Source organism: Gordonia sp. SMJS1, assembly GCF_029866425.1.
GTDB lineage: Bacteria > Actinomycetota > Actinomycetes > Mycobacteriales > Mycobacteriaceae > Gordonia > Gordonia hongkongensis.
The window spans coordinates 328,085-350,663 of sequence record NZ_CP123381.1 but is presented as its reverse complement, the minus strand read 5'-3'; the positions used below and the strand labels follow the sequence as shown (position 1 = coordinate 350,663).

18 protein-coding genes and 1 pseudogene are annotated in these 22,579 nt (G+C 66.7%); 10 read left to right on the top strand and 9 right to left on the bottom strand.

All coding sequences use genetic code 11. The features are described 5' to 3' along the window. Window positions 1–44: 44 nt before the first annotated feature. The 3 genes from QAD21_RS01530 to QAD21_RS01520 all read left to right on the top strand — a co-directional run bounded on the left by QAD21_RS01530 (window position 45) and on the right by QAD21_RS01520 (window position 3,685). Complete coding sequence (locus QAD21_RS01530) at window positions 45–1,475, top strand: ATP-binding protein (RefSeq protein ID WP_058250959.1); 1,431 nt, start codon at window positions 45–47, stop codon at window positions 1,473–1,475. A gap of 72 nt (window positions 1,476–1,547) precedes the next feature. Beyond that, window positions 1,548–2,969 carry an MFS transporter gene (locus tag QAD21_RS01525; RefSeq protein WP_217491645.1) on the top strand — a complete coding sequence of 474 codons (1,422 nt, stop codon included), beginning with the start codon at window positions 1,548–1,550 and terminating at the stop codon, window positions 2,967–2,969. A gap of 74 nt (window positions 2,970–3,043) precedes the next feature. Continuing rightward, window positions 3,044–3,685, top strand: coding sequence for a response regulator (locus tag QAD21_RS01520; protein WP_058250958.1), 642 nt, complete (start codon window positions 3,044–3,046; stop codon window positions 3,683–3,685). Between the two features lie 18 nt (window positions 3,686–3,703). Here the strand turns inward: QAD21_RS01520 and QAD21_RS01515 are convergent, their stop codons facing one another. From QAD21_RS01515 to QAD21_RS01505, 3 genes are all read right to left on the bottom strand, one after another. Continuing rightward, window positions 3,704–4,021, bottom strand: a complete 318-nt coding sequence (locus QAD21_RS01515) for a hypothetical protein (protein ID WP_058250957.1) — start codon at window positions 4,019–4,021, stop codon at window positions 3,704–3,706. Window positions 4,022–4,097: 76 nt separating this feature from the next. Then, window positions 4,098–7,046 (bottom strand): RND family transporter, encoded by a 2,949-nt coding sequence (locus QAD21_RS01510; RefSeq protein ID WP_223259010.1) that lies wholly within the window; start codon window positions 7,044–7,046, stop codon window positions 4,098–4,100. 27 nt (window positions 7,047–7,073) lie between these two features. After that, on the bottom strand, window positions 7,074–7,541 hold the full coding sequence (locus QAD21_RS01505) for an MmpS family transport accessory protein (RefSeq protein ID WP_223259011.1): 468 nt from the start codon (window positions 7,539–7,541) through the stop codon (window positions 7,074–7,076). Window positions 7,542–7,805: 264 nt separating this feature from the next. Here QAD21_RS01505 and QAD21_RS01500 point away from each other — a divergent pair, with 264 nt between their 5' ends. After that, on the top strand, window positions 7,806–8,366 hold the full coding sequence (locus QAD21_RS01500) for a peroxidase-related enzyme (RefSeq protein ID WP_058250954.1): 561 nt from the start codon (window positions 7,806–7,808) through the stop codon (window positions 8,364–8,366). Between the two features lie 76 nt (window positions 8,367–8,442). Here QAD21_RS01500 and QAD21_RS01495 read toward each other — a convergent pair whose 3' ends face one another. After that, window positions 8,443–9,342 carry an arginase family protein gene (locus QAD21_RS01495; RefSeq protein ID WP_058250953.1) on the bottom strand — a complete coding sequence of 300 codons (900 nt, stop codon included), beginning with the start codon at window positions 9,340–9,342 and terminating at the stop codon, window positions 8,443–8,445. A gap of 196 nt (window positions 9,343–9,538) precedes the next feature. Here QAD21_RS01495 and QAD21_RS01490 point away from each other — a divergent pair, with 196 nt between their 5' ends. Beyond that, window positions 9,539–10,165, top strand: a complete 627-nt coding sequence (locus QAD21_RS01490) for a TetR/AcrR family transcriptional regulator (RefSeq protein WP_058250952.1) — start codon at window positions 9,539–9,541, stop codon at window positions 10,163–10,165. 28 nt (window positions 10,166–10,193) lie between these two features. Here the strand turns inward: QAD21_RS01490 and QAD21_RS01485 are convergent, their stop codons facing one another. Continuing rightward, window positions 10,194–11,102 (bottom strand): diiron oxygenase, encoded by a 909-nt coding sequence (locus QAD21_RS01485; protein WP_058250951.1) that lies wholly within the window; start codon window positions 11,100–11,102, stop codon window positions 10,194–10,196. 178 nt (window positions 11,103–11,280) lie between these two features. On the opposite strand from QAD21_RS01485, the gene QAD21_RS01480 reads away from it, so the two are divergent. The 4 genes and pseudogenes from QAD21_RS01480 (at window position 11,281) to QAD21_RS01465 (ending at window position 16,537) form a co-directional block, all read left to right on the top strand. After that, the gene (locus QAD21_RS01480) at window positions 11,281–12,705 is read left to right on the top strand and encodes an FAD-binding oxidoreductase (RefSeq protein WP_058250950.1); all 1,425 of its coding nucleotides are present in this window, start codon (window positions 11,281–11,283) and stop codon (window positions 12,703–12,705) included. Window positions 12,706–12,770: 65 nt separating this feature from the next. Then, window positions 12,771–13,531: pseudogene (locus tag QAD21_RS01475) on the top strand (decaprenylphospho-beta-D-erythro-pentofuranosid-2-ulose 2-reductase). A gap of 316 nt (window positions 13,532–13,847) precedes the next feature. After that, window positions 13,848–15,752: a galactan 5-O-arabinofuranosyltransferase gene (locus tag QAD21_RS01470; protein ID WP_275892281.1), complete on the top strand. Its 1,905-nt coding sequence runs from the start codon at window positions 13,848–13,850 to the stop codon at window positions 15,750–15,752. 5 nt (window positions 15,753–15,757) lie between these two features. Further along, window positions 15,758–16,537: an MBL fold metallo-hydrolase gene (locus QAD21_RS01465; protein WP_137810779.1), complete on the top strand. Its 780-nt coding sequence runs from the start codon at window positions 15,758–15,760 to the stop codon at window positions 16,535–16,537. Between the two features lie 24 nt (window positions 16,538–16,561). On the opposite strand, the gene QAD21_RS01460 is transcribed toward QAD21_RS01465, so the two are convergent. Continuing rightward, window positions 16,562–17,239, bottom strand: coding sequence for a nitroreductase (locus QAD21_RS01460; RefSeq protein ID WP_065631369.1), 678 nt, complete (start codon window positions 17,237–17,239; stop codon window positions 16,562–16,564). A gap of 331 nt (window positions 17,240–17,570) precedes the next feature. Here QAD21_RS01460 and QAD21_RS01455 point away from each other — a divergent pair, with 331 nt between their 5' ends. Next, entirely contained in the window at window positions 17,571–20,171 is a 2,601-nt protein-coding gene (locus QAD21_RS01455; protein WP_165629189.1) for an alpha/beta fold hydrolase, read from the top strand. 194 nt (window positions 20,172–20,365) lie between these two features. Here the strand turns inward: QAD21_RS01455 and QAD21_RS01450 are convergent, their stop codons facing one another. From QAD21_RS01450 to QAD21_RS01440, 3 genes are all read right to left on the bottom strand, one after another. After that, window positions 20,366–20,683 (bottom strand): metalloregulator ArsR/SmtB family transcription factor, encoded by a 318-nt coding sequence (locus tag QAD21_RS01450; protein ID WP_065631241.1) that lies wholly within the window; start codon window positions 20,681–20,683, stop codon window positions 20,366–20,368. After that, complete coding sequence (locus QAD21_RS01445) at window positions 20,676–21,158, bottom strand: SRPBCC domain-containing protein (RefSeq protein WP_165629190.1); 483 nt, start codon at window positions 21,156–21,158, stop codon at window positions 20,676–20,678. Before QAD21_RS01445 ends, QAD21_RS01450 begins: the two co-directional genes overlap by 8 nt. A gap of 136 nt (window positions 21,159–21,294) precedes the next feature. Then, the gene (locus QAD21_RS01440) at window positions 21,295–22,548 is read right to left on the bottom strand and encodes a DUF3500 domain-containing protein (protein ID WP_165629191.1); all 1,254 of its coding nucleotides are present in this window, start codon (window positions 22,546–22,548) and stop codon (window positions 21,295–21,297) included. Between the last annotated feature and the right edge of the window lie 31 nt (window positions 22,549–22,579).

Here is a 22,579-nt window from a genome sequence, read left to right as displayed (position 1 = left end):
ACGTATCTGTGGCGTCCCGCTGCCGGCGACTCTAGCCTCGACCCGTGGACAGCATCATTCGTCTCAACTCGTCCCAAGTGGACGCCTTGTTCGGCGCGTCGCCAGCAGTCGTACTCCTCGCCGAGCCCAGCTCCGGCCGTGTCGCCTGGGCGAACGAGAGCGCGTCGGAGTACTCCAACGCTCGGGTGCACCGTCACGTCGCGCCGACGAGCGGGCCGGCCGGGTCGTCGGCGACGGTCGCCTCCGACGACGAGGATGGCCCCTCGGTCGAGGCGACGGTGGTCGACGTCGTCGTCGACGGACAAGCGCGCTGGTTGGTCCAAGTCGACAACCGTGGACCTCTGGACGCGGAGCCCAACGAGGTGTCGCTGACCGCCACCTACGTGGAGACGCTGAGCCGGCACACTGCTGCCGGTCTCCTCGTATTGGCGCACGACGGCACGATCCTTCATGCGACCGACCGCGCACTGGAACAGTTCGGGATCAGGCGCAACGCCTTCATCGATCACCGGATCGAGGAGTTCGTCAGTGTCCGATCCGACGATGACGCCTCGGGGTGGAGCGCCGCGGTCGCGGCGATGGATCCGATCGCGACCGTGCAGTTCGAGATCCCCGTCCGAATCGGTTTGCAACGCGGCCCGTCGTTCCTCGGCGGCACCCTCGAACGCGTGGCCGGCAGACCTGACGAGGAACTGCTGCTCACCGTCTACGACATCTCCGATCGCATTCGTCGCGAGCAGCAGCGCACCCGCGATGTGGAGCAGCAGAACTATCAGGCCCGCTATAACGTCATGGGCGATCTCGCGATGGCCGTCGCACACGAGCTCGGCCAACCACTGACTGCGGCAAGAAACTTCATCGCCGCCGCGCTGGCGTCGGTGTCCAACGGCCATGTCGCCGATGACATCGCTGCGGGCTCGGTGACCCGGGGCCTACAGGGGGCCCAGAAGCAGGTCGACCGGGCCTCGGCGGTGATCGCCAGCATGCGACGCTTCGTCGGGCACCTCGAACACTCGCAGGAACAAATCGATCTGAACGTCATCGTGAACGAGTGCTTGTACTTCGTCCGACTGAGGGCGGAGGCTTCTGCGGTCACCGTCAATACAGACATCTCACCGACCGAGGTATCGGTGTGGTGCGAGCGCGTATTGACCGGACAGGTCGTCTTGAACCTGTGTTTCAACGCGATAGACGAAATGGCGGAGAGCGAACGAGACGTCCGCACCATCACCGTCTCGACCCGGAGTGCCGACGAGGCCGGGATCTTCACCGTCGAGGATCGAGGCCGTGGGATCACCCGCGATCCCTTCACCGAATCGTTCACATCGAAGCCCGACGGGAATGGCATCGGGTTGGCGCTGAGCTACCGGATCATCACACGTCAGAGCGGTCAGATCTGGGCGAGACGCCTGTCCGTCGGTTCCCAGTTCGGATTCCGACTACCCAACCGTCGGGGGATTGACTCAGGCCGCTAGGGGAAACCTTTAGGTCCTGTCACTCTTCCCTCATGGCCCGTGACTCGCGTAGTTCCTAGCATTTTTGTGCAGATGCAACTCATCGATCAGCCCGATCGCAACGGATTGCACTTCACAGCCCCCACGAAAAAGGTCTACATGAAGACTCGGACATCAAGCCCCCACCACACCAAGAGCAGCAGAGTCCGCGTCGGGCTCGCCGCCGGCGTCGGGACAGCGCTGGAATTCTACGACTTCGCCATCTACGGCACTGCGGCCGCACTCGTCTTCGGGCACATCTTCTTCCAGACCGACGACGCATGGTTCGCCACTTTCATGAGCCTCGCGACGTTCGCTCTGGGCTTTCTGATGGCCCCGGTGGGTGCGGTTCTGTTCGGGTGGATCGGTGATCGTTACGGCCGCCGCCCGTCGCTGTTCCTCGCCTTCGGCCTCATGGGCGCATCGACTCTCCTGATGGGGCTGCTCCCGACATACGCGGCGATCGGCATCCTCGCACCCCTGCTCCTCGTCCTGCTGCGCCTGTGTCACGGGCTGGCTCGAGGCGGTGAGAACGCGGGTGCCGCGGTGTTCGCCATCGAGCACGCGCCGGACCGTAGTCGAGGCCTCTACGGCTCCTTCGTCGCCATCGGGTCGCCGATCGGACTGATCCTGGCCAACTTCGCCTTCGCGCTGGTCCTACTCCTGCCCGACGACGCGGTCACCGACTGGGGATGGCGACTGCCGTTCCTCGCCGGCGGCGTCGTGCTGGTGTTCGGGATCTGGGTACGCAAGGGCGTCGACGAGACCCCCGCGTTCAAAGAGATCGAGGGCGAGCCGGCCGACGAGTTGCCCAAGGTCCCGCTCATGGATGTGCTGCGGCGCCGCTGGCGTGTCCTCCTGCTGGCCGCGGGCGTGAACATCGGTCTGAACGCTTCGACCTTCGCGCTGGCGACCTTCATGCTGTCCTACGCCGCCGCCGACGCGCCGGAAGGCCTCGGGCTTTCACGTCAGCCCATCGTCGAGGGCACCCTGCTCGCCCTCGCCGGACACGCGGTGGTCAACGTGTTCGCGGCATGGTTGTCCGACCGGATCGGACGGAAGCCCGTCATGATCTTCGGCGCGGTCGCGTCCTTCTTCTCCGCGTTGTTCATGTTCCAGATCACCTCCGCCGGCACCGTCACGGCCGTGAACACGGCGATCTTCATCGGCTTCATCGCCACGGGCTTCCTGTTCGGACCCATGTACACCTTCTACGCCGAGCTGTTCCCCAAGGAGCAGCGCCAGTCGGGCCTCGGATTCGCGTTCCACATGGGCGCGGTCCTCGGCGGCGGGATCTCGCCGCTGGTGGCGAATCGCATCATCGCCGAGACCGGCAATGGACAGTACGTGGGTTACTACCTCGCGGCGCTGCTCGTGGTGTCCTTCCTGTGTCTGCTGGTGCTCCCCGAGACCGCTCCGATCCGCCGACAGGTTCGCGATGCGCACGAACCGAGCGACGCGGGATCGCGGGTATGACCCACAGCGGCACCGGGTGGCGGCGGCGCACCTGAGCGCGCGCCACCGTCCCCGGACCGCTTTAGGATGAACACATGCCGGGACCGTCGACGAGCCAGTCGCCAGAACCGCAGGTCTATGTGGTCGACGACGACCGAGACCTCTGCGATTCGGTGGCGCTGCTCCTCGAGACCATCGGCATCACGCCGGAGATCTGCCTGTCCGCCGACGACTTCCTGGCCCGCTACGACGGGGAGCATCCGGCGTGCATCATCCTCGATGTGCGGATGCCCCAAATGAGCGGCACCAGGCTGCAGCAACGTCTCAACGAGATCGCACCACACGTGGGGATCATCTTCGTCTCGGCACACGGAGACATCCGGTTGTCGGTGACGACCCTGCGTGCCGGTGCGCTCGACTTCCTGGAGAAGCCCTACGATCCCCAGCAACTCCTGGACGCGGTGGAGAGCGGCGTGAATGCGGCGGTGGACAGGTTCGCCAACTTCCGGCAGAAGCGAGAGATCGAAGAGAACCTGGCGATCCTGACCCCGCGTGAACGGGAGATCCTCAGCTTGGTCGTCGAAGGCTTTCCCAGCCAGCAGATCGCGACCAGACTCGGCATGAGCGTCAAGACCGTCGATGTGCACCGCACACGGATCAAGACGAAATCTCGTGCGGACAGCCTCCCCACTCTGGTCCGCGACATCCTTCGCTTCGACGTGGCGGTGGACCAGTGATCATCGACCCGATCCGGTTCAGTCCCCATCGATCTTCTGCGCATTCGCCCACCGGCGTCCCGGGTCGCCGCCCCACGCATCCCAGGCCACACGTCCCGCTGTCGGGAAGCCGTCCTCGCCGTTGTTGAACCCGGTCGCGTTCTTGTCCACCTCGTGACGAGAGAAGTAGTTGCGCATCTTCTTGATCTGGTCGTCGTCGACGTCCTTGCCGTCGGCCAACTGATGGGCCCGATGACGGCCGGTGTCGGTGAACCCCTTACCCGCCTTGCCGTCGTCGATCCATCGCACCGCGCGCTGGGCAGCCTCCTGGACGTCCTTCGGTGGCTTGTGACTCATCTGCGCGCTCCTGTCGTCGGGGTCGTGAGATATCCGCGTGCCCGTCGGAGCCAGGCGCCAAACCGTCGACGGGGCCCTACAAGCGCATCTCGGCGAGGGGACGGTCATCGGCGATGGTCGTCGTCGCCCGATCCGCCTTTCGCGCGGGTAGCGACACGAACGGCGTCGGCCACCAGAACCAGCGACCGGACAGTCGCGCGATCGCCGGCATCACCAACGTGCGGACGAGAAGGGTGTCGATCAGCAGTCCGATCGCCACGGTCGTGCCGATCTGCGCGACGTTGTGGGCGTAGCTGGCGAGCATGGCCAGCATCGTGATCCCGAAGGTGAGGCCGGCCTGGGTGACCACGCTGCCCGTACCGACCATCGCGCGGATCAGACCGGTTCCACCGCCCGCGCCGTACTCCTCACGAAAACGACTGAACAGCAACATGTTGTAGTCGGCACCCACGGCGACCAGAAAGGTGAACGCGATGGGTGCGACCGACCAGTGCAGTGGATTGCCGATGAGGCCCTGCCACAGGAAGACTGAGACACCCATCGCGGACAGATAGGAAAGCCCGACGGTCCCGATCACCGCGAGCGCGGCGACCAGACTGCGCAGCAGGAAGAGGACGACGCAGAACACGAAGGCGAACGCGGCGACGACAATCGCGATGAAGTCCTCGTGCGCGAACGACTCGATGTTCAGCAGCGTGCCGCCCGGCCCGCCGATGCTGACGGTCGATCCGGCGAGCGAGGTGTTCTTGATCGCCGCCAGTGACGTCGGGATCACCTCCGCGCTGACGTCCATCGCGTCGCGGCTGAAACCTTCGCGCTGCGGCGTGACGATCATCCGGGTCGCCTTGCCGTCGTCGGAGAAGTAGTAGGGGATGCCGCTCTGGAAGAGCGGACTCTCCAGCGCCTGGCTGGGTAGGAAGAACCCGCCGGAAGCGGGACTGCCCGCCGAGTACGCCCCGCTGACCTCGTCGAGGAAGTCGGTGATCTCGCCGATCTGCGGCAGCAGGGCCCCCAGGGTCGTGCGTAGCGGGCCGATCAGCTCGCGGATCTCGGTGACCGTCGCGCGCAGCGTCGGGATCTGCGCGGCCGCAGTGGGCAGCGCATCGCCCAGGGAACGAGTGCCGCTCGCCAGTTCCCGCACGGAATCACGCAGTGCGGGAACGTCATCGAGCACCGAAAGTCCGGTAAGCGCGGTACGGCACGCGTCGACACCCCGGCACTGCGGGACCGATTCGACGAGTCCACGCACCGGCGCGATCCCCGCCGACAGTTCGTCGACCTTGGTGAGTGTCGACTCGCTCGTTCGTTGCAATTGCGCAGTGGCATCGGACAATGAGCCCGCGCCGGCCGCCCCTTGCTGCAGCGCGGTGTCGAGGCCGTCGATGGCGGTGTCCAGGCGATCGACCGTTGCACCGATTGCGTCGAGTTCGGAGATGCGGTCGCGCAGAAGCGATGTCATCTGTCCGAAGCGGTTGCCGATGTACCCCGCCTGCGAGGTGAGGGTGCCTTGGTCGAGGGTCTCCCCGAGGGGTCGGGTGATCCCCTGCACCGCGTTCACGCCGTCGATCGAGGCGACGGCATCGGTCATCTGCGCGAGAGCGATCAGATCCGCCGCATTGCGCATGTCATGGTCGGATTCGACGATGAGCACGCTCGGCGCCATGATGTTCGGCGGCAGGTGCCTTTCTGCCGCAGCGAAACCCACGTTCGCCGGCGAGTCCGCCGGCTGGGCGCGACGTTCGTTGTAGCTCGGCGCGTACATCGCGAGCGGGATGATCATGACGGCGAGAACAGCGAGTGCCGCGGCGAGTATCGGGCCGGGCCAGCGGGCGACCGTGGTCCCGATCCGGCGCCAGCGGCGTGGCGACGCCGACTCGCGAGGCTCCACGAACCCGAGCCGGGTGGCGAGGGCCAGGACCGCGGGGCCGAGGGTGAGCGCAGCCGCGAGGGTGATGAGAATGGCTATGGTGCAGGGTAATCCCGAGGTGCTGAACATCGCCAGACGCGTTGCCGCGAGGCACGCCATCGCACCGGCCACTGTCAGCGCCGACGCCACGACGATGTGCTGTACGCCGGCCAGTGCGTCGTAGTAGGCGTCTTCGGGGTCACGTCCCTTTCGGCGCGCCTCCTGATATCGGCCCACCAGGAAGATCCCGTAGTTGGTGCCCGCGCCCAGGACGATCACCGCCGACAGCGCCGCGGCGAAGATCGAGACCTTGATGACCTCGTTCTCGGCCAGGAAGGAGATCGTTGCGCGGGCCACGGCCAACGCCAGCCCCACCCCGAGCAGTGGCACCATCGCGGTGACGACGGACCGGTAGACCAGCAGCAACACGGCACCGACCAGCAACGCGCACACCGACACCAGCAGGATGATGGAGTCGTTGATCGCGACCATCTCGTCGTTGACGACGGCCGACGGCCCGGTGACGTGCACGTCGATGCCGGGTGGCGGCGTCGACGCGGCGATGGTGTCACGCGCTGCCTGGGTCGATTCCATGGCGAGCGCGGTGCCCATGTTGCCGGCGAGGTTCACCAGGACGTAGGCGACGTGGCCGTCGGCACTCTGCGCGGCCGGGGCGAGGTCGGGGTTCGACCACAGGTCCATCGCAGAGTTGACGTGCTCGGTGTCCGCGGTCAACTCGGCCAACAGGTCGGTGTAGTACGTACGGGATTCGGGCCCAAGGGGTTCGTCGCCCTCCATCAGGACGTAGACGAAGTTGTTGCTGCCCCCGCCGCCGAAGTACTCACCCATCTTGACGAGCGCCTGCACGGACGACGCCTCGTCGGGCAGGAAGGACTGCGCATGTTCGGTGACCGTCGATTCCAGTTGCGGTACAACGATGTTGAGACCACCTGCGATGAGAAGCCAGATGACGATGACCGGTACCGAACACGCGTAGAGAAATCGTGCGAAACGTGGCCGAGCAGAATCTTTGTCGCGCAGTACCTCACGATGCACCGGCCGCCGGACCTCCGCGGCGAGCCCACGCCTGAGTCGAGCGAACCGCTCACGTGCGGTCATCGATCGCTCCCCGTCCTCGGCGCTCATCTACGCCACCGGGACCAGACAATTGGCGACCGTACTGCCATCGGAGCCCGACCCCGTTTGACGTACCCGCTCGAATCCGTTGACCCGCACCGCACATGACAGCGCTCCTCGACCGGACGATTGGGTCAGGACACCGACAGACGACGTCAGTTCCCGCGTACGGAGAATCACTCGCCACGGAACGGACACCTTGTCGTCGACGACCCGTCCCCCGGGCTCGATGTAGGACACCCGCGCTGACGAGCCCGCCGGGCCGGTCACCACGTACTCGATCGACTTGTCGCGCACGACGCCCGCCTCAGGCGCCGCCGGCGAGTGGCCGATCGCCCGGTCGGGGATCTCACTCAGGCGCAGCTTGCCGACGTAGAACGCCGACACGGACATCACCGCGATGACCACCAGAACGACCCACCACGAGCCTGCGTACGCGACGGACTTCTTCATCGGACCCCCATCGACATCAGACATCCGCGTCTCGACCTGGCCTTATGCCTGCCGAGCCGCGTTCAGCCTGCCAGTGGCAGGGACTCTATATGTGACATCGCACGTTGGCAAGGTCCACCGAACGCCCGCGTCTTGTCTCGACAGCCATCCGACGCGGACCTCCGCCATGAACTCCATGCGTGATGGCCGTGACCCCTTCTTCCGGGGGTGGTGAGTCACGTCGCGAGGCGCGACCATGGGCTCCTCGCGAAGCGAGCAGGGTGCGCCCCTGTGACGGAAGGCCTTGCCATGACCACGAGCCGATTCCCCTTGACCGAACTCGCCGACCTACCGGCTGACCTCCGTGAACGCATCGAACCCATTGCGGAGAAGTCGGGCTTCGTCCCCAACATCTTTCGCGCACTGGGTCACCGCCCGAACGAGTTGCGAGCCTTTCTCGACTACCACGACGTCCTGATGGAGGGCCCCGGTCCGCTGTCGAAAGCCGAACGCGAGCTGGTCGTCGTCGCCTCGTCCGGAGCGAACCGCTGCATCTATTGCGTCGTCGCCCACGGCGCCATCCTGCGCGTGCGATCCAAGGACGCACACCTCTCCGATCACGTGGCAACCAACCCTGCCGGAGCGGTCCTGGATGAGCGTCAGCGCGCAATCGTCGATCTCACCCTCGCCCTGACCAGGACCCCAGAACTGTTCGCGGACAGCGACATGGCCCGCGCCCGGGAAGCGGGGCTCACCGATGACGAGATCTGGGACGTCGGGGCGATCACTGCGTTCTTCGCCGCGTCGAACCGACTCGCACACCTGACGGCGGTGGCACCCAATCACGAGTTCTATTCCATGGGTCGGTGACTCGGGACACGGCCGGATCAGCTCACCGCGGATCGAGCCGGTACAGACACGAGTGAGCGGGTGTCACCACACGAGGCTAGGTGGAGCTCAGTGCCGAAACGAGCACCGACACGAGCCTGGGTATCGCGGTTCGATCTGCCGACGCATGCGCCGGGTCGAGCTGCCCGATCGACATTCCCCAGCAGTCGGGATCTTCTAGCAGCGCGCCGAGTGCCTGTCCGAGTATCGCGATGGTCGGCCCGCTGTTTCGGCCGTTCACGTTCTCGGCGATCGGCGCGTCCAGAAAGTCGAGTACGTCGACATCGAGATGCACCAGGAACGGTCCGGACGCCAGAATCCGGCGGGCGTCGGCGGCCGCACGACGGGGGTCGTCGCAGAGCGCGGTCTGATCGACGACCGCGATTCTGTGTTCTGCAGCCTGTCCGCGTTCCCAATCAGTTGTCTCTCGACTCAGATCAACGCCGAGGTAGACCAGCTCCGACGGCCGCAACAACGGTGTGCGGTACATCAGATCGACCAACTCCGGCGCGGCCCCCTCGAGACCCAGCGCGTGCGCCATCCCCATCCAACTCAGCGAGCCCTCCGTCGTCGAGCGGGGGGTGTTGAGATCCAGATGCCGGTCGATGTAGACGAGCCTGGGCCGTTCTCCGGCACGTGCCATCGCGTCACAGAGTCCGAAGGCGACTGTGCAGCTTCCGCCGAGCACGAGCAGACGTTGGTCAGCTGCGAGCAGGCTCGCCGCAGCGGTGGAAAGCTCGACGAGTGCATCCGCCTCTTCGCCGAGGTTCTGCGCGAACGGTCGCTCACGGTCGGGAAACCACAGCCGTGTCGTCAGATCGCCGGCATCGACGACGTCCGTGCCTGACGCCCGCAGCTGTTCGACGAGGCCGGCAGCTCGCAACGCGCCGGGCGCTCGTTCTACACCCACGCAGTAGGCGCCGGCACTACTGGGCACACCCAGCACCGTCGTTCTCATCGAGTGCCGTCGACTGAGCTGGCGTGAGCTGGCTCCATGGCACCCATCGTCGCAGAACCAATCGCCTGTTGGCCGCCCAGATCGGAATGCAGACCATGAAGATCCGAAGCCGACGTCCTGGCCGACCCGCCGCCCAGCTCGCACATGAGGGCGAGGTCGGGCCACGTCACGAACGCCGTGATCCATAATCGCGAGCATGCAGAAGCCGGCTTGCCCGATCCGACGCCGGACCGCGCCCGAGGTCCGAGAAGCTCTGCTCGTCGCGGCTGTCGCCGAACTCGACGAGGCCGGACCCGAGAACGCGAGCCTGCGTGCGATCGCCCGCCGGGTGGGTATCACGCATCAGTCGGTGGCCCACCATTTCGCCGATCGTCGGGCGTTGTTCACGGCGGTCGCGGTCCGCGGTTTCGACAACCTCCACACCGAACACATGCGTGCTCTCGAGCAACTGCCGGACGACGCCCCGCTCGGCGAGGCCGTCGCCACGCTGGGGCAGGTCTACGTCCGATTCGCGCGTGACAACCGCGCCACGGTCACGCTGATGATGGGCTCACGACTCGTCGACAACAAGGCGCCCGACCTGGTCGCGGCACGGGCGCGCGGATGGGAGTTGCACACGCGCACCGTCTCCGACGCCGCCGACCACGGTTGGGGCGGCGGCGTGCCCGGCAAACTCATCGCCGTCGCAACCTTCGCCATGGCGCACGGCCTGGCCGCACTGGAGACCGACTTCGCCGACCAATTGCCCGACGGCACCGGCATCGAAGACCTGCTCTCGCTGGTCAACGCCGTGATCATCACTCCCCCGCACCAGGATTCGTGATCGCCGGGGGACGTTCGGCATCGGCCCGTCAGAGCATGTGCACCTTGCGGTAGATCCGCGCCGCGGGCCGGGTGAGCAGACCCACCTCGTCGAGGAAGCCCATCAAGTGCGCGCAACCCGAGCGGACCATTGACTGGAAATGGTGGTTGCGGCGCATCTCTCCGACCGCCCGACGGTGGTCCAGACCGGCGTCGGCGTAGGCCTTCGGGCGGACGAGGCTGACGAGGATGTAGGACACGGCCATCGCGGTGATCACCGAACTGAGTTGTCGCCGAATCCAACTGGCGTCCGCCATGGACTGGCGCACCTCCTCTCGCGCGAAACGCATGTGGCGAGATTCCTCGAGGACGTGGATCTCGTTGACGGTGCGCACGAGCGGCAGCACCCGATCGTCACGCATGCAGCCACGCTGCAGCACGTCCAGGACTTCCTCGGCGGCAAGGATTCCGGCGTAGGCGACTTCGCTGCCCGCGACCCGCATGAACAACTTGCCGAAGCGACCCAGGCGCGGATGCGGCGTGTAGCTGGTCCCGGTCAGCTTGTGCGACGTCTTGGCGAACATGAGCGAGTGCCGACACTCGTCGGCGACCTCGGTCAGGGCGAACTGGAACTCCGGGCGATGGTAGTCGCCGAGGTACTGATCGCGGATCACCATCTCCTGCAGCATCATCTCGAACCAGATGCCGATGCTCATGATCGACGCCGTCTCGTGCCGGGTGAGGGCGATCCGCTGCTGCTCGGTCATCTCATTCCAGTAGGCCGTTCCATACAGAGTCGACCACTCCGGGCTGCAGCCGTACTTGTCCTTCTCGAGCGGCGCATCCCAGTCGATCTCGGTCAGCGCATTGCGCGACAACCGCGCGGCAGATGCCAGCAAGCGCTGCGACACCTCGTCGATTCCGTCGTCGGAACGGGTCACATCTCTGAGCGCTTCCATGCCGGGCTCCTCGTCGTGCGCGGTAGTACGTCTGTGATGCATGCCACCACGTATCGTGCCATCAGTCAATGGTGCGTTTCTCGATGGCATCGACGAGCGCTTGGAGGTCATGGGTACGACTCCGCGTCCCCGGCATGACGGTCGGTCTGTGAACCCCGCCCAGGTAACCTCTCTAGCGATGTCTACTGAAGAGTTGCTGCCGATCACGACCCGCAAGCTGGTGGGCTGGTCTCGCACCACCCCGATCGAGGGTCACGTCCTGTCCACGCCGTACCCAGAGGTCATCGCCGAGGCGGTGGCCCGCGTGGCTGACGACAACGCGGACAAGCCGGACTACCTCAAGCGCGGCGTCATCGCCCGCGGACTGGGCCGCTCGTACAACGAGTCGGGCCAGAACAGTGGCGGCCTCACGATCGACATGACCCCACTGACCAGGATTTACGCGATCGACGACGAGTCGGCCACGGTCGACGTCGACGCCGGCGTCTCCCTGGACACGCTCATGCAGGCGGCGCTCCCCCACGGCTTGTGGGTCCCGGTGCTCCCGGGTACCCGACAGGTGACGGTGGGCGGCGCGATCGCCCACGACATCCACGGCAAGAACCACCACAGCCAGGGCAGCTTCGGCAACCACGTCGTCGAGATGCAGTTGCTCGTCGCCGACGGCCGCATCCTCACCCTCACCCCGGGCGGCTCGGCCGACGACCCGAACGGCGAACTCTTCTGGGCGACCATCGGCGGCATCGGACTGACGGGCATCGTGCTGCGCGCCAAGATCCAGATGAAGCGCACCGAAAGCGCCTACTTCATCGCCGACACCGCGCGCACCGGCTCGCTGCAGGAGACCCTCGACCTGCATCTCCAGGACGGATTCGAGGACGGATACGAATACGCCTCGGGCTGGTTCGACACCATCAGCGCGCCGCCGAAGCTCGGTCGCGGCACGTTTTCCCGGGGGAATCTCGCCCGCGTCGACGAACTGCCGGAGAAGTACCGCGACAACCCGCTGTCGTTCAACAACAAGCCACTCGTCCGGTTCCCCGACATCTTCCCGCGCGGGTTGGCGAACAAGCTCAGCTTCTCCGCAGTCGGCGAGGCGTACTACCGGATCGGACCGCCCAGTGAGGGCAAGGTCAAAAATCTCGCGCAGTTCTACCACATGCTCGACGTGTTCGGTGACTGGAACAACGCCTACGGACGCGGCGGTGGTTTCTGCCAGTACCAGTTCATCGTGCCGACCGGCAACGAGGGCGAGTTCACCGCGCTCATCGAGGACATCCAGGCGTCGGGCCATGTCAGCTTCCTCAACGTCATCAAACTCTTCGGCGAGGGCAACCGGGCGCCGCTGAGCTTCCCGTTCAAGGGCTGGAACGTCTGCCTCGACTTCCCGGTCAAGGCCGGCCTCGCCGAGTTCCTCAACGAGCTCGACCGCCGCGTCATGGCGATGGGCGGCCGCCTCTACACCGCCAAGGACTCGCGCACCTCGGCCGAGAACTTCCACGCCATGTACCCGGAGATCGGCGACTGGATCGCGACGCGTCGTCGCATCGACCCCAACCGGGTGTTCATGTCGGACATGGGTCGGCGCCTCGAACTCGCCTGACCGACTGCCCTTTTCGACGCGCCGCACGCGCACCCGACCTGTACGTCACCGAAAGCGAGTACATAATGATCAACGCCGTGGGCGTCCCACAGTCCATCCTGGTCCTGGGCGGCAGCTCCGAGATCGGGCTCGCCATCACCGCGGAGTACCTCAGCAAGGGCCCGCGCGGGTCATCCTCGCCACCCTGCCGGGTGACCCCACCGCCGCCGCGGCGGTGGAGAAGGCCAAGAACGCCGGCGCCACCGAGGTCACGCAGATCGACTTCGACGCCCGCGCCACCGACACCCACCGGGCGGTCATCGACAAGGCGTTCGCCGACGGTGACGTCGACGTCGCGATCGTCGCCTTCGGCATCCAGGGTGACGACGAGCAGGCGTGGCAGGACCACGGCCTCGCGGTCGCCGAAGCCGAGATCAACTACACCGCAGCCGTTTCCGTCGGGGTGCTGCTGGGCGAGAAGTTCAAGGCACAGGGACACGGACAGATCATCGCGATGAGCTCGGTCGCCGGCGAGCGTGTCCGCCGCAGCAACTTCGTCTACGGCTCTACCAAGGCCGGACTCGACGGCTTCTACCTCGGGCTCGGAGAGGCGCTGCGCCCCTTCGGTGCTCGCGTCCTCGTCATCCGCCCCGGCCAGGTCCGCACCCGGTTGTCGGCGCATGTCAAGGAAGCGCCGCTCACGGTCGACAAGGAGGACGTCGGTCGCCTGGCGGTGGCCGCGGCCACCAAGGGCAAGGAGATCGTCTGGGTGCCGGGGCCGTTCCGCTACATCATGATGGTGCTCCGCCACATCCCGCGTCCGATCTTCCGCAAGTTGCCGATCTGATCGCTGAATCGCCCAATCGCTGAACAGCAGAGTCTGAGTGGACGTGATGAACCGACCTGACCCTTCGAGACGTCCCTCCGCAAGCTCCGGGACTCCTCAGGGAGCGGAAGAGGACTCGCCCCCCGCAAGCTCCGGGACTCCTCACGGAGCGGAAGGCGAAGCGCCCTCCGCAAGCTCCGGGACTCCTCAGGGAGCGGGGGGAGAGTCGCCCACCGCACCTCAGGGAGCCGGGGGAGAGTCGCCAACCGCACCTCAGGGAGCGGGGGAAGCCTCGCCGGCCGACCTTCGAAGTACAACAGGCTACGGGCGGGCCGTTCTGTCGCTGCTGATCGCCGTGGTGGTCGGCGGGTTGGTGTCGATGGCGGGACTGACGGCCATCGGAACCGTCGAGTGGCCGGCGTTCAACTCCTCCAACGTGACCCGGTCGCTGACGACCGCCGGACAGGTGCTGGCGATCGCCATCCTGGTGATCGCCGCACTGCTCTATCGCTACGGCAAAGGCCGACTGCTGGTGCCGGTGCTGTCGGCGGCCGCGATGTCGGGCTTCGTCACGGTGACCATCGGAATGCCGCTGGGCGCGACACGTCTCTACCTCTTCGGACTCTCGGTCGACCAGGAGTTCCGCACCGAATACCTCACCCGCATGACGTCGAGCCCGCACCTCGCGGACATGACCTACACCGATCTGCCGCCCTATTACCCGGCCGGCTGGTTCTGGTGGGGCGGCCGGTTCGCGAACCTGCTCGGCCAGCCCGGCTGGGAGGCCTACAAGACCTGGGCGATCGTGTCGATGGCGGTGGCCGCGGCGGTCGGCGTCATCCTGTTCATCCGCATGTTCGGCGCCGATCGCGGTGTCGCGCTGGGCCTCGCGGTCACCACCGTCACGTTGCTGTACGCCTCGCCGGAACCGTACGCGGCCATTCTGGTGCTGATCGGCGTACCCATGCTGATCACGCTGACCTACGCGCTGCGCGGACGAACCCGAGCCGCCGACGGACCCGTGGGTCCGCTCTTCGGCGCGACGAGTTGGCCTGCGGTGGCGGCGTCCGGTGTGTTCCTGGGGATCTCGGCCGCTACCTACACGCTCTACACCGGACTGTTCGCCCTCTCAGCTGTCCTGCTGGCCGGTTACTTCGCCGTCCAAGGCTGGCTGAGCGCGTCGAACAAGGCCACTCCGTCGGCCACGGTGACCAGCCGCCGGCGCGGTGTCGTGCTCGCTGTGATCGGTCGTCTGGTCGCCGTCGGGGTCATCTCCGGCCTGATCGCCCTGCTGGTGTGGGCGCCCTACCTGTGGGCACGCCTGACCAACACGCCCGCCAGCGGCGGTACCGCCGAACACTATCTGCCCGAACGCGGTTCGGTGCTGCCGCTGCCGATGTTCGGGCTGAACCTCGTGGGCGCGATCACGATGATCGGCCTCCTCTGGATTCTGCTGCGCTTCCGCACCCGCACCGTCGCACTGGCCATGGGCGTCACGGTGGTGACGGTCTATCTTTTCTGCCTGCTGTCGATGCTGATGACCGCCCTGGGCACGACCCTGCTCTCGTTCCGTCTCGAGCCGATCCTGGTGGCCACACTGAGCGCGGCGGGCGTCTTCGGTGTCGTCGACCTCGCGCATGCGGCGGTACGGCGCTTCGGCGACGTTCGTGTGGTCGTCGGCGCACTCGCCGTCCTCTCGGCAATCGCGATGGCACAGAGCATCCCGGGTCATCTCGCCACCGAGATCACCACCGCCTACACCGACACCGACGGATACGGCGAACGCGCCGACGCCCGCCCGGCGGGTGCCGAATCCTATTTCGCGGAGCTGGACAAGCTGATCGGTGAACAGACCGGCCGGCCGCGCACCGAAAACGTCGTCCTCACCGCCGACTTCGGTTTCCTGTCGATCTACCCGTATTGGGGATTCCAGGGACTCACCTCGCACTACGCGAACCCTCTGGCCGAGTTCGACAAGCGCGCAGCCGCGATCGAGCGTTGGGCGAAGAGCGAGAACGCCGACCAGCTCGTCGACGCGCTCGACCGATCCCCCTGGACCCCGCCGAATGTCTTCCTGTTCCGTTACAGCGCAGACGGTTACACGCTCCGCCTCGCCGAGGACGTCTATCCCAACGATCCGAACGTGAAACGCTACACGGTCACATTCGACCCGGCGGTGTTCGACGACCCGCGCTTCGAGGTCACCGAGCGCGGTCCGTTCGTCCTCGTCGTCCGGAAGTGATGATGATGCGACTCCCGTTCCGTACCGCGCGACCGATGACGATCACCCGGGTCGACGGCGATTCGTCGACAACCCATTTCGTCTCCACCGACGTCGTGAACTGGGTGCTGCTCGAGCAGGACGGCGAGCTGACGCTCATCGACGGCGGTTATCCGGGCCAGGCCGCCCAGGTCGTCGAGTCCATCGAACGGATCGGCCGCAAGCCCGAGGACGTACGTGGCGCGCTCCTCACCCATGCTCACGTCGACCACCTGGGTGGTCTCGTCAAGCTGCAGGCGCAGTACGGGTTCGACGTCTACATGGACCCGGTCGAGGTGGATCACGCGCTGCGCCATCACCTCCAGCAGGCGAACGCGCTCGATCTCGCCCCGCAGGTGGCGAATCCCCGCCTGTGGGCGTGGCTGGCCAAGACCACTCCGCTCGGCGTCCTCAGCCGCGCGGGTCTCGCGCGGGCGTCGGGGTTCTCCACCGATGGGCACCGACCGCTCGACCTCCCGGGCGCACCGGTCCCCGTGGCGAGCCCCGGCCACACCGACGGCCACAGCGCCTACCTCGTCGCCGACGGCCGCGCCTTGGTGTCCGGCGACGCACTGGTGAGCGGACACGAGATCTCGTCGATCACCGGCCCGCAGTGCATCCCGTCGCTCTTCCAGCACGACGAACCCACCGCGCGACGCAGCGTCGAACGGTTCACCGACCTCGACGCCGACATCCTGCTCCCGGGCCACGGCCCGATTCATCACGGGGGCGTGGCCGCGGCCGCGCGTGCGGCGCTGTCACGCTGAGCCCCGGCAGGATCAGCCCCACCGCTACTCGAAGCCGACGAACGTCGCGGCCTCGGCGACCGACTTGCGTTCGGAGACCACCGCATTGGCCGGGAAGGTCTCATCCGGCCAGCCGAGCGCGATGCTCTTCATGATCACCTGATCGTCGGGGATCCCGGCGTGCTCGCGAACCACGGGCGACTGCATGATGCCCTGGCTGTTGATGACCGCGCCGAGACCGCGCGACCAGGCGGCGTTGACCAGCGCATTCGAGACCGCGCCGCAATCGAACGGGGTGTCGTCGCTGCCGTCGAGGATGCGGTCGTAGGTCACGATCACGCAGACCGGGGCGTCGAACTGACGGAACCCCCGCAGCACCCAGTCCTGCCGCATCTCCATGTCCTCTCGGGCGATGCCCATCGCGCCGAACAGTTGCTTCGCAACCTGGACCTGACGGTCGCGGTGCGTTCCGGTGAACTTCTCCGCGCCCGTCCGGAACTCTCGCGAATGGGGAACGCCGGCCAGGTTGCGCTCGGTGTTGCCCGCGCGGATGCGATCCAACGGTTCGCCCGTGATCACGTGGAAGTTCCACGGTTGTGTGTTCATCGACGACGGGGCTCGCATGGCGAGGGTGAGGATCTCCTCGATGAGCTCCCGAGGCACGGGGTCGGAGGTGAACCCGCGGGTGCTGCGACGTCCCAAGACCACTTCGTCGTACTGCATCGTCGATCTCTCCTCGCACGCCTCGAACAACCCCGTCGTCGCGGATAGCGATCCAGCGACCACACCGTCCGACGACCGGTGAACACGTTACCGCCGGCCGGGCGGATGTCTGCGCCTCCTGGGTCAAGCCCAGCCGACCAGGCCGCTTCCACGTGCTCCCACCCGCACCGATCGCGCTCCTTCGCGCGACTAAGGGTAGGCTCGCCAGGCAAGCTGTCGGGGCCGGAGGAGGGGCCGAGTCCCGCGCGGCGTGGCACTGTTGCCCGGGCTGAGAGTTCCGTGGCCCGTCCATGACCGTCGACGTTTCCCGCCTCCGCGGAAGTTTGAGGACATGAACAGCCATAACCCTCCCGAAGTCCGTGTGACTCCCACCGGCGCCACGGCAGTCACCGACCTCCCGGGCGTCGACGCCGCCGACACCGCCGCGGCCCGCTGGCGAGCCGTCGCCGCGGTACGTGGCGAGGCCATCGCACTCCAAACCCCCGAGCAGTCGATCACGTTCGCCGACGCCGCCTCCCGGGTCGACGACCTCGCGCGCACGATCGTCGCCACCACCGATCCGGGCCGACCCGTGGCGGTGGAGATCGAATCCGACATCGACTCGGTGATCGGGATGCTGGCGGTGCTGTGTTCGGGACGCCCCCTCGTCCTTCTCGACCCGTTCCTGCCGCCGGACCGACGCGACGTCGTGCTCGAACGATCCGGTGCCCATGTCCTGGACACCGCCGCCGATGCCCCAGAACCAGGTCAGACGCGTATCGCGGACCAGCCCGGCCCTGACAATCCGGCGGTCCTGCTGTTCACCTCGGGCTCGACCGGCACCCCCAAAGGCGTGGTGCTGGCGCAGAAGATGCCGGTCAACCACGCCCGGGACGGCCGTCGCTTCCTCGGCATGCGACCCGACGACCGCGCCGTCGTCCTGCTGCCCCTCAGCTTCGGCGGCGGCCTCGACGCGCTCGCGATGAGCTTGCTCAACGGGTCGACCATGCTGCTCTGGGATGTCCGCCGCCGCACCACGACCGGGCTCCGGGACTGGCTCGTCGCGCAGGAGGCGACCACCGCGCACTGCACCCCGTCGCTGCTGCGATCCTGGCTGGGTGAACTGTCGGCCGACGATGCCGTCGACTCCCTGCGACTGCTGTCCACCTGCGGTGAGCCGACCCACCGCGCCGACATCCAGCTGGCCCGCGACACGATCCTGGCCGACGGAGTCTTCTGTTGCTGGGCAGGCGCATCGGAGGTCGGCAACCTGGCCTTCAACCTGTTCCCGCCCGAGCGGGAAGTAGAGCCCGGCGCCATCCCCGTGGGCGTGCCGGCGTCGGACAAGCACGTCCGGATCGTCGACGCGGACGGGAACGACCTGCCGGTCGGCAGCACGGGCGAGGTCATCGTCGAATCCGCACATGTAGCGTCCGGTTACCACCAGGATCCGGAGCTGACGGCGACGCGCTTCATCGGGTTGCACGACGGCCGGACACGTTATCGCACCGGTGATCTCGGACGCTTCGACGAGTCCGGCGAACTCGCGCTCCTCGGCCGCAGCGATGACGCGATCAAGATCCGCGGGTACCTCGTCGAACCGCTCGAGGTGGAAGCCGCCATCCGCGCGCTGGCCTGGACCACCGACGCGGTCGTCACCGCCAACCGCGACGAGGCACGGCTCGCCGCCCACGTCGCCGTGGACCCCGAGAAGTGGTCACCCTCCCCGGCCGAGATCCGGCAGGAGCTCGGGAAGACGTTGACCCCGTGGATGATTCCGCGCGACATCATCGTGCTCGCCGAACTCCCGCGCAACGAGCGCGGCAAGGTGGACCGGGCGGCCCTGCCGCCGCCCGCACGTCCGGATCACGAACCGCCCCGTGGGATGACCGAGATGGCGCTGCACCGGTTCTGGTGCCAGATCCTCGGCCTCGAATCCATCGGCCGGAACGAGGATTTCGTCGAACTCGGCGGCGACTCGCTGGCCGCCGCGAAGATGCTGGCCGAGGTGCAGCATCACCTCCAACTGGACGTCAACACCGCGATGCTCGCCGAGGCGCCGACCATCGCGCTGTTCGCCCAGCGCATCGAGTCGGCTGCGAAGGAGCGGTCGGCGAACGCGTCGGGGGCCACCCTCATCCCGCTGCGACAGGGCACGGGCCGGCCGATCTTCCTGGTGGCCGGCGCCGGTAGCCTGGCGACCAGCCTCACCCCGGTCGTCCGAGCACTGCAGACCGATCGGCCGGTCTACGCGATCCAGTCGCGGGGCGTCGAAAAGCGCGGCCGCGCTGATCATTCCGTGCGCGCCGCGGCACGGCGGGCGATCGCCGACATCCGATCGGTGCAACCCGACGGTCCGTACCAGGTCGGCGGTTACTCTCTGGGCGGGTTCGTCGCGATGGAGGTCGCGGCGCAGCTGACCAAGGCAGGCGAGAACTGCGATCCAGTCGTCGTGCTGGACTCGCTCTTCGACCCGGCACTCGCCAAGCGTGTTCGTGGCGAGAAGGTCGGGATCGTCGGACGCCTGCGTGCGCTGCGCGGCGGTACCCGCGACACCGCCCTGCCCGACCGCACCGGGGACGACCCCACGCCCGCCCGCGAACCACTCCCCCAGCGAATCGTGAAGGAGCTCGCGCTGGCCGTCCTCGTCCCCACTGCCGGGATGGTCGAGCTCCCGACGCCGGTGCAGTGGATCGTGTTCTTCCGGTTGGGCACCAGGATGATCCGCCGGTACCGACCCCGGGAGTACGCGGGTCCCGTCGGCGTCATCCGCGCCCGCACCAATCCCGACGACCCGGACCTGTGGCGGCGGATGTCGACCGGTGCCGTGACCTTTCACGACGTCTCCGGCGACCACATCTCGATGATCCGCGCACCCCACGCCGCCGACACCGCCAGGGCGATCGACGAGGTGATCAGCTCCGCCGCTCCCTCCGCTACAGCCGCCCCGTGAGGAGCCCTGCGCTCTCTGAGCTGAGGGAGCGAGTCGACGCCCCCTCTGCTCCCTGAGGAGCGAACTTGCGAGCGTCACGAAGGGTCTCTCGAGTCGTCTCACCAGGACCCTTCGAGGCTCGTCGCTATCGCTCCTCGCACCTCAGGGAGCAATGGGTGTCGCTTCTTTCGGATCATGGAGGGTTGTCGTGCGGCTCAGCCCTCTTCGGCGCGGAGTTTGATGTCGGCCAGACGGCGATCCCAACTACGGCCGATGGTGTCGAGCCGATGCGCGACCCGCGACAGCTGTGCCCCCACGGCTTCGTAACGGATCTCGCGGCCGACACGTGAGGACGTCACCAGCCCCGCCTCGGTGAGGACCCGAAGGTGTTTCGCGATCGCCTGCCTGCTGATCGGGAGTTCGGCCGCGAGATGTGACGCGGACGCGGGTTCCGAACCCAGTCGCGTGAGGATCTGCCATCGGCTCTCGTCGGACAGCGCGGCGAAGACCTCGACGGGAGCGACGTCAGGCATGCACGCCGCCGAGATGTGTTCGGGCCAGCTCGAGTTCGATGGTCCATCCCTCGTTGTTGCCGTCGAACCGTGCGCGTCGCTCCGCTTCCGTTCCCGGCAGCGACGAGAAACCGGACTCCACGACCTTGAGGAGCACGCCGGAGTCCGCCGGCGTGATCCAGAACTCGACGAGCGTCGAATCCGATTGCGGATCAGCGGCATCGGCGAGCCATCGAAACGCCGCGTAACGCGGCTCGTCGAGTTCGACGGTGCGGAAGGTGAAGGCGCCGTGGACCGGGTCGTGGATGGTCGACAGGTCGCCGTCGCGTTCGATCCGGTGCTCGGTGATCGCCTTGTCGTTGATGAACCATCCCGGTTCGCTGACCAGAGACCAGACCCGGTCGGCGGGTGCGTCGATCGCGATCTCGCGCTCGATCCGGTCGAATTCTCCTGTCGCCGAATCGTTCACGTCATGTGTGGTTGTGTTCTCGCTCATCGATACTCCCTCGCCTAAGTTGATTGCTGCAACTCCATAGTTGCAGTAGTCCGGAGGTTCTGCAACCCTACGGTTGCGCTAGTCGATGAGTTCTGGACTCGCGAGTCGCGTGACGGCGGCTGCCCGAGGCTGACAACTAACCACTGGCGGGGCGAGATCCAGCCGGAGCCTGCCCGCCGGGACCGCCCGCTCCTCCGGCCATGCCGGTGGCGGCTTGCTGGGTCACGCTGCCGGCGTAGTCGTTGCCGGGATCGCGATAAATCGTATGGACGTGTCCCCAGCCCGACGTCGTGACGCCCTCGACATCGGCACCGGCGGAACCCTGCTGGGCGGCGAATTCGATGTACACGTCGGGGCCGGAGATCTGGAAGTAGATACCATCACCCTGTGTCATGTCGTAGACGGTGGCTCCCGACCAGTTGATGTAGGTCTCGTCGAGCGTCGCTTCGATCTCGGCGAGCGCCTCGGAGGTCGTCTCCTCGTCGGACAGGCCCACCCAGTTCGCGATGACGTCGAGCAGCAGCTTCTTCTCCTCATCGGTCAGATCAGCGCCCGAAATTCCTGTCCCCGTGGGGTAATCACAAGTGCTTCCGGGAGCGCACACCATGTTCGCGACGGTCGACCCCTGGTACAGGGTTGCCTTTTGTTCGTCGGTCAGGCTGTCGTAGAACGCGAACGCCGTGGTGTAGATGCCGTCGAACGGTTGGACCTCGTTGCCGTCGGAATCGGTGTACACCGCCGGCTGAATTCCCAGATGTGTGGGAGCGAAGGTGATCTCATCGGCCGCGCCATCGAGTGTGGCGTTGATGCCGAGATGGTGCCCGCCGAACTGGATCTCCCAGGCACTCGAATCAGACGGATCGCCGAAGAAGGCGATGTAGTACTGGCCGAGCGACTCCTCCGTCGAACTGCTCTTCTCATGAAGATATTCGTCACCGCCCATGATTCCGGTGACGGTGGCGTAGCCCTCGTCGCTGAGGAGCGCTTCCAGGACCTTCATCGCGGCGGCCCGCTGCTCGTCGGACAGATCTGCGAGGTTCACCCCGGCGCGGTCGACGAAGGTGACCGGGAAGTTCGACCACGACGTCGTCTTGGTCTCGTCGTCGTAGTCGTAGAGGACCTGCTCGCGTTGTTCATCGGACAGGGTGGCCAGGAACGCCTGAGCGGCTTCGGCGGACGACGAGATCGTGGTGGCGGTGGTTGACGCGTCTTCGGTGGTGATCGAGGAGGACACGGACGAAGACGCAGAGGTCGAGGCCCATGACGTGCTGGGAGCGTCGGTGGTGCAGCCACCGAGGAGCAGGCCCCCGGCCAGCAGCGCCGACACGATGGCGACGCGCACGCGGCGAGGAGAAGAGGCAGGGGCAGAGGCAGAGGTTCGCTTGTGCATACGACGAAAGCTATCGGCGCCCACTGCTCCC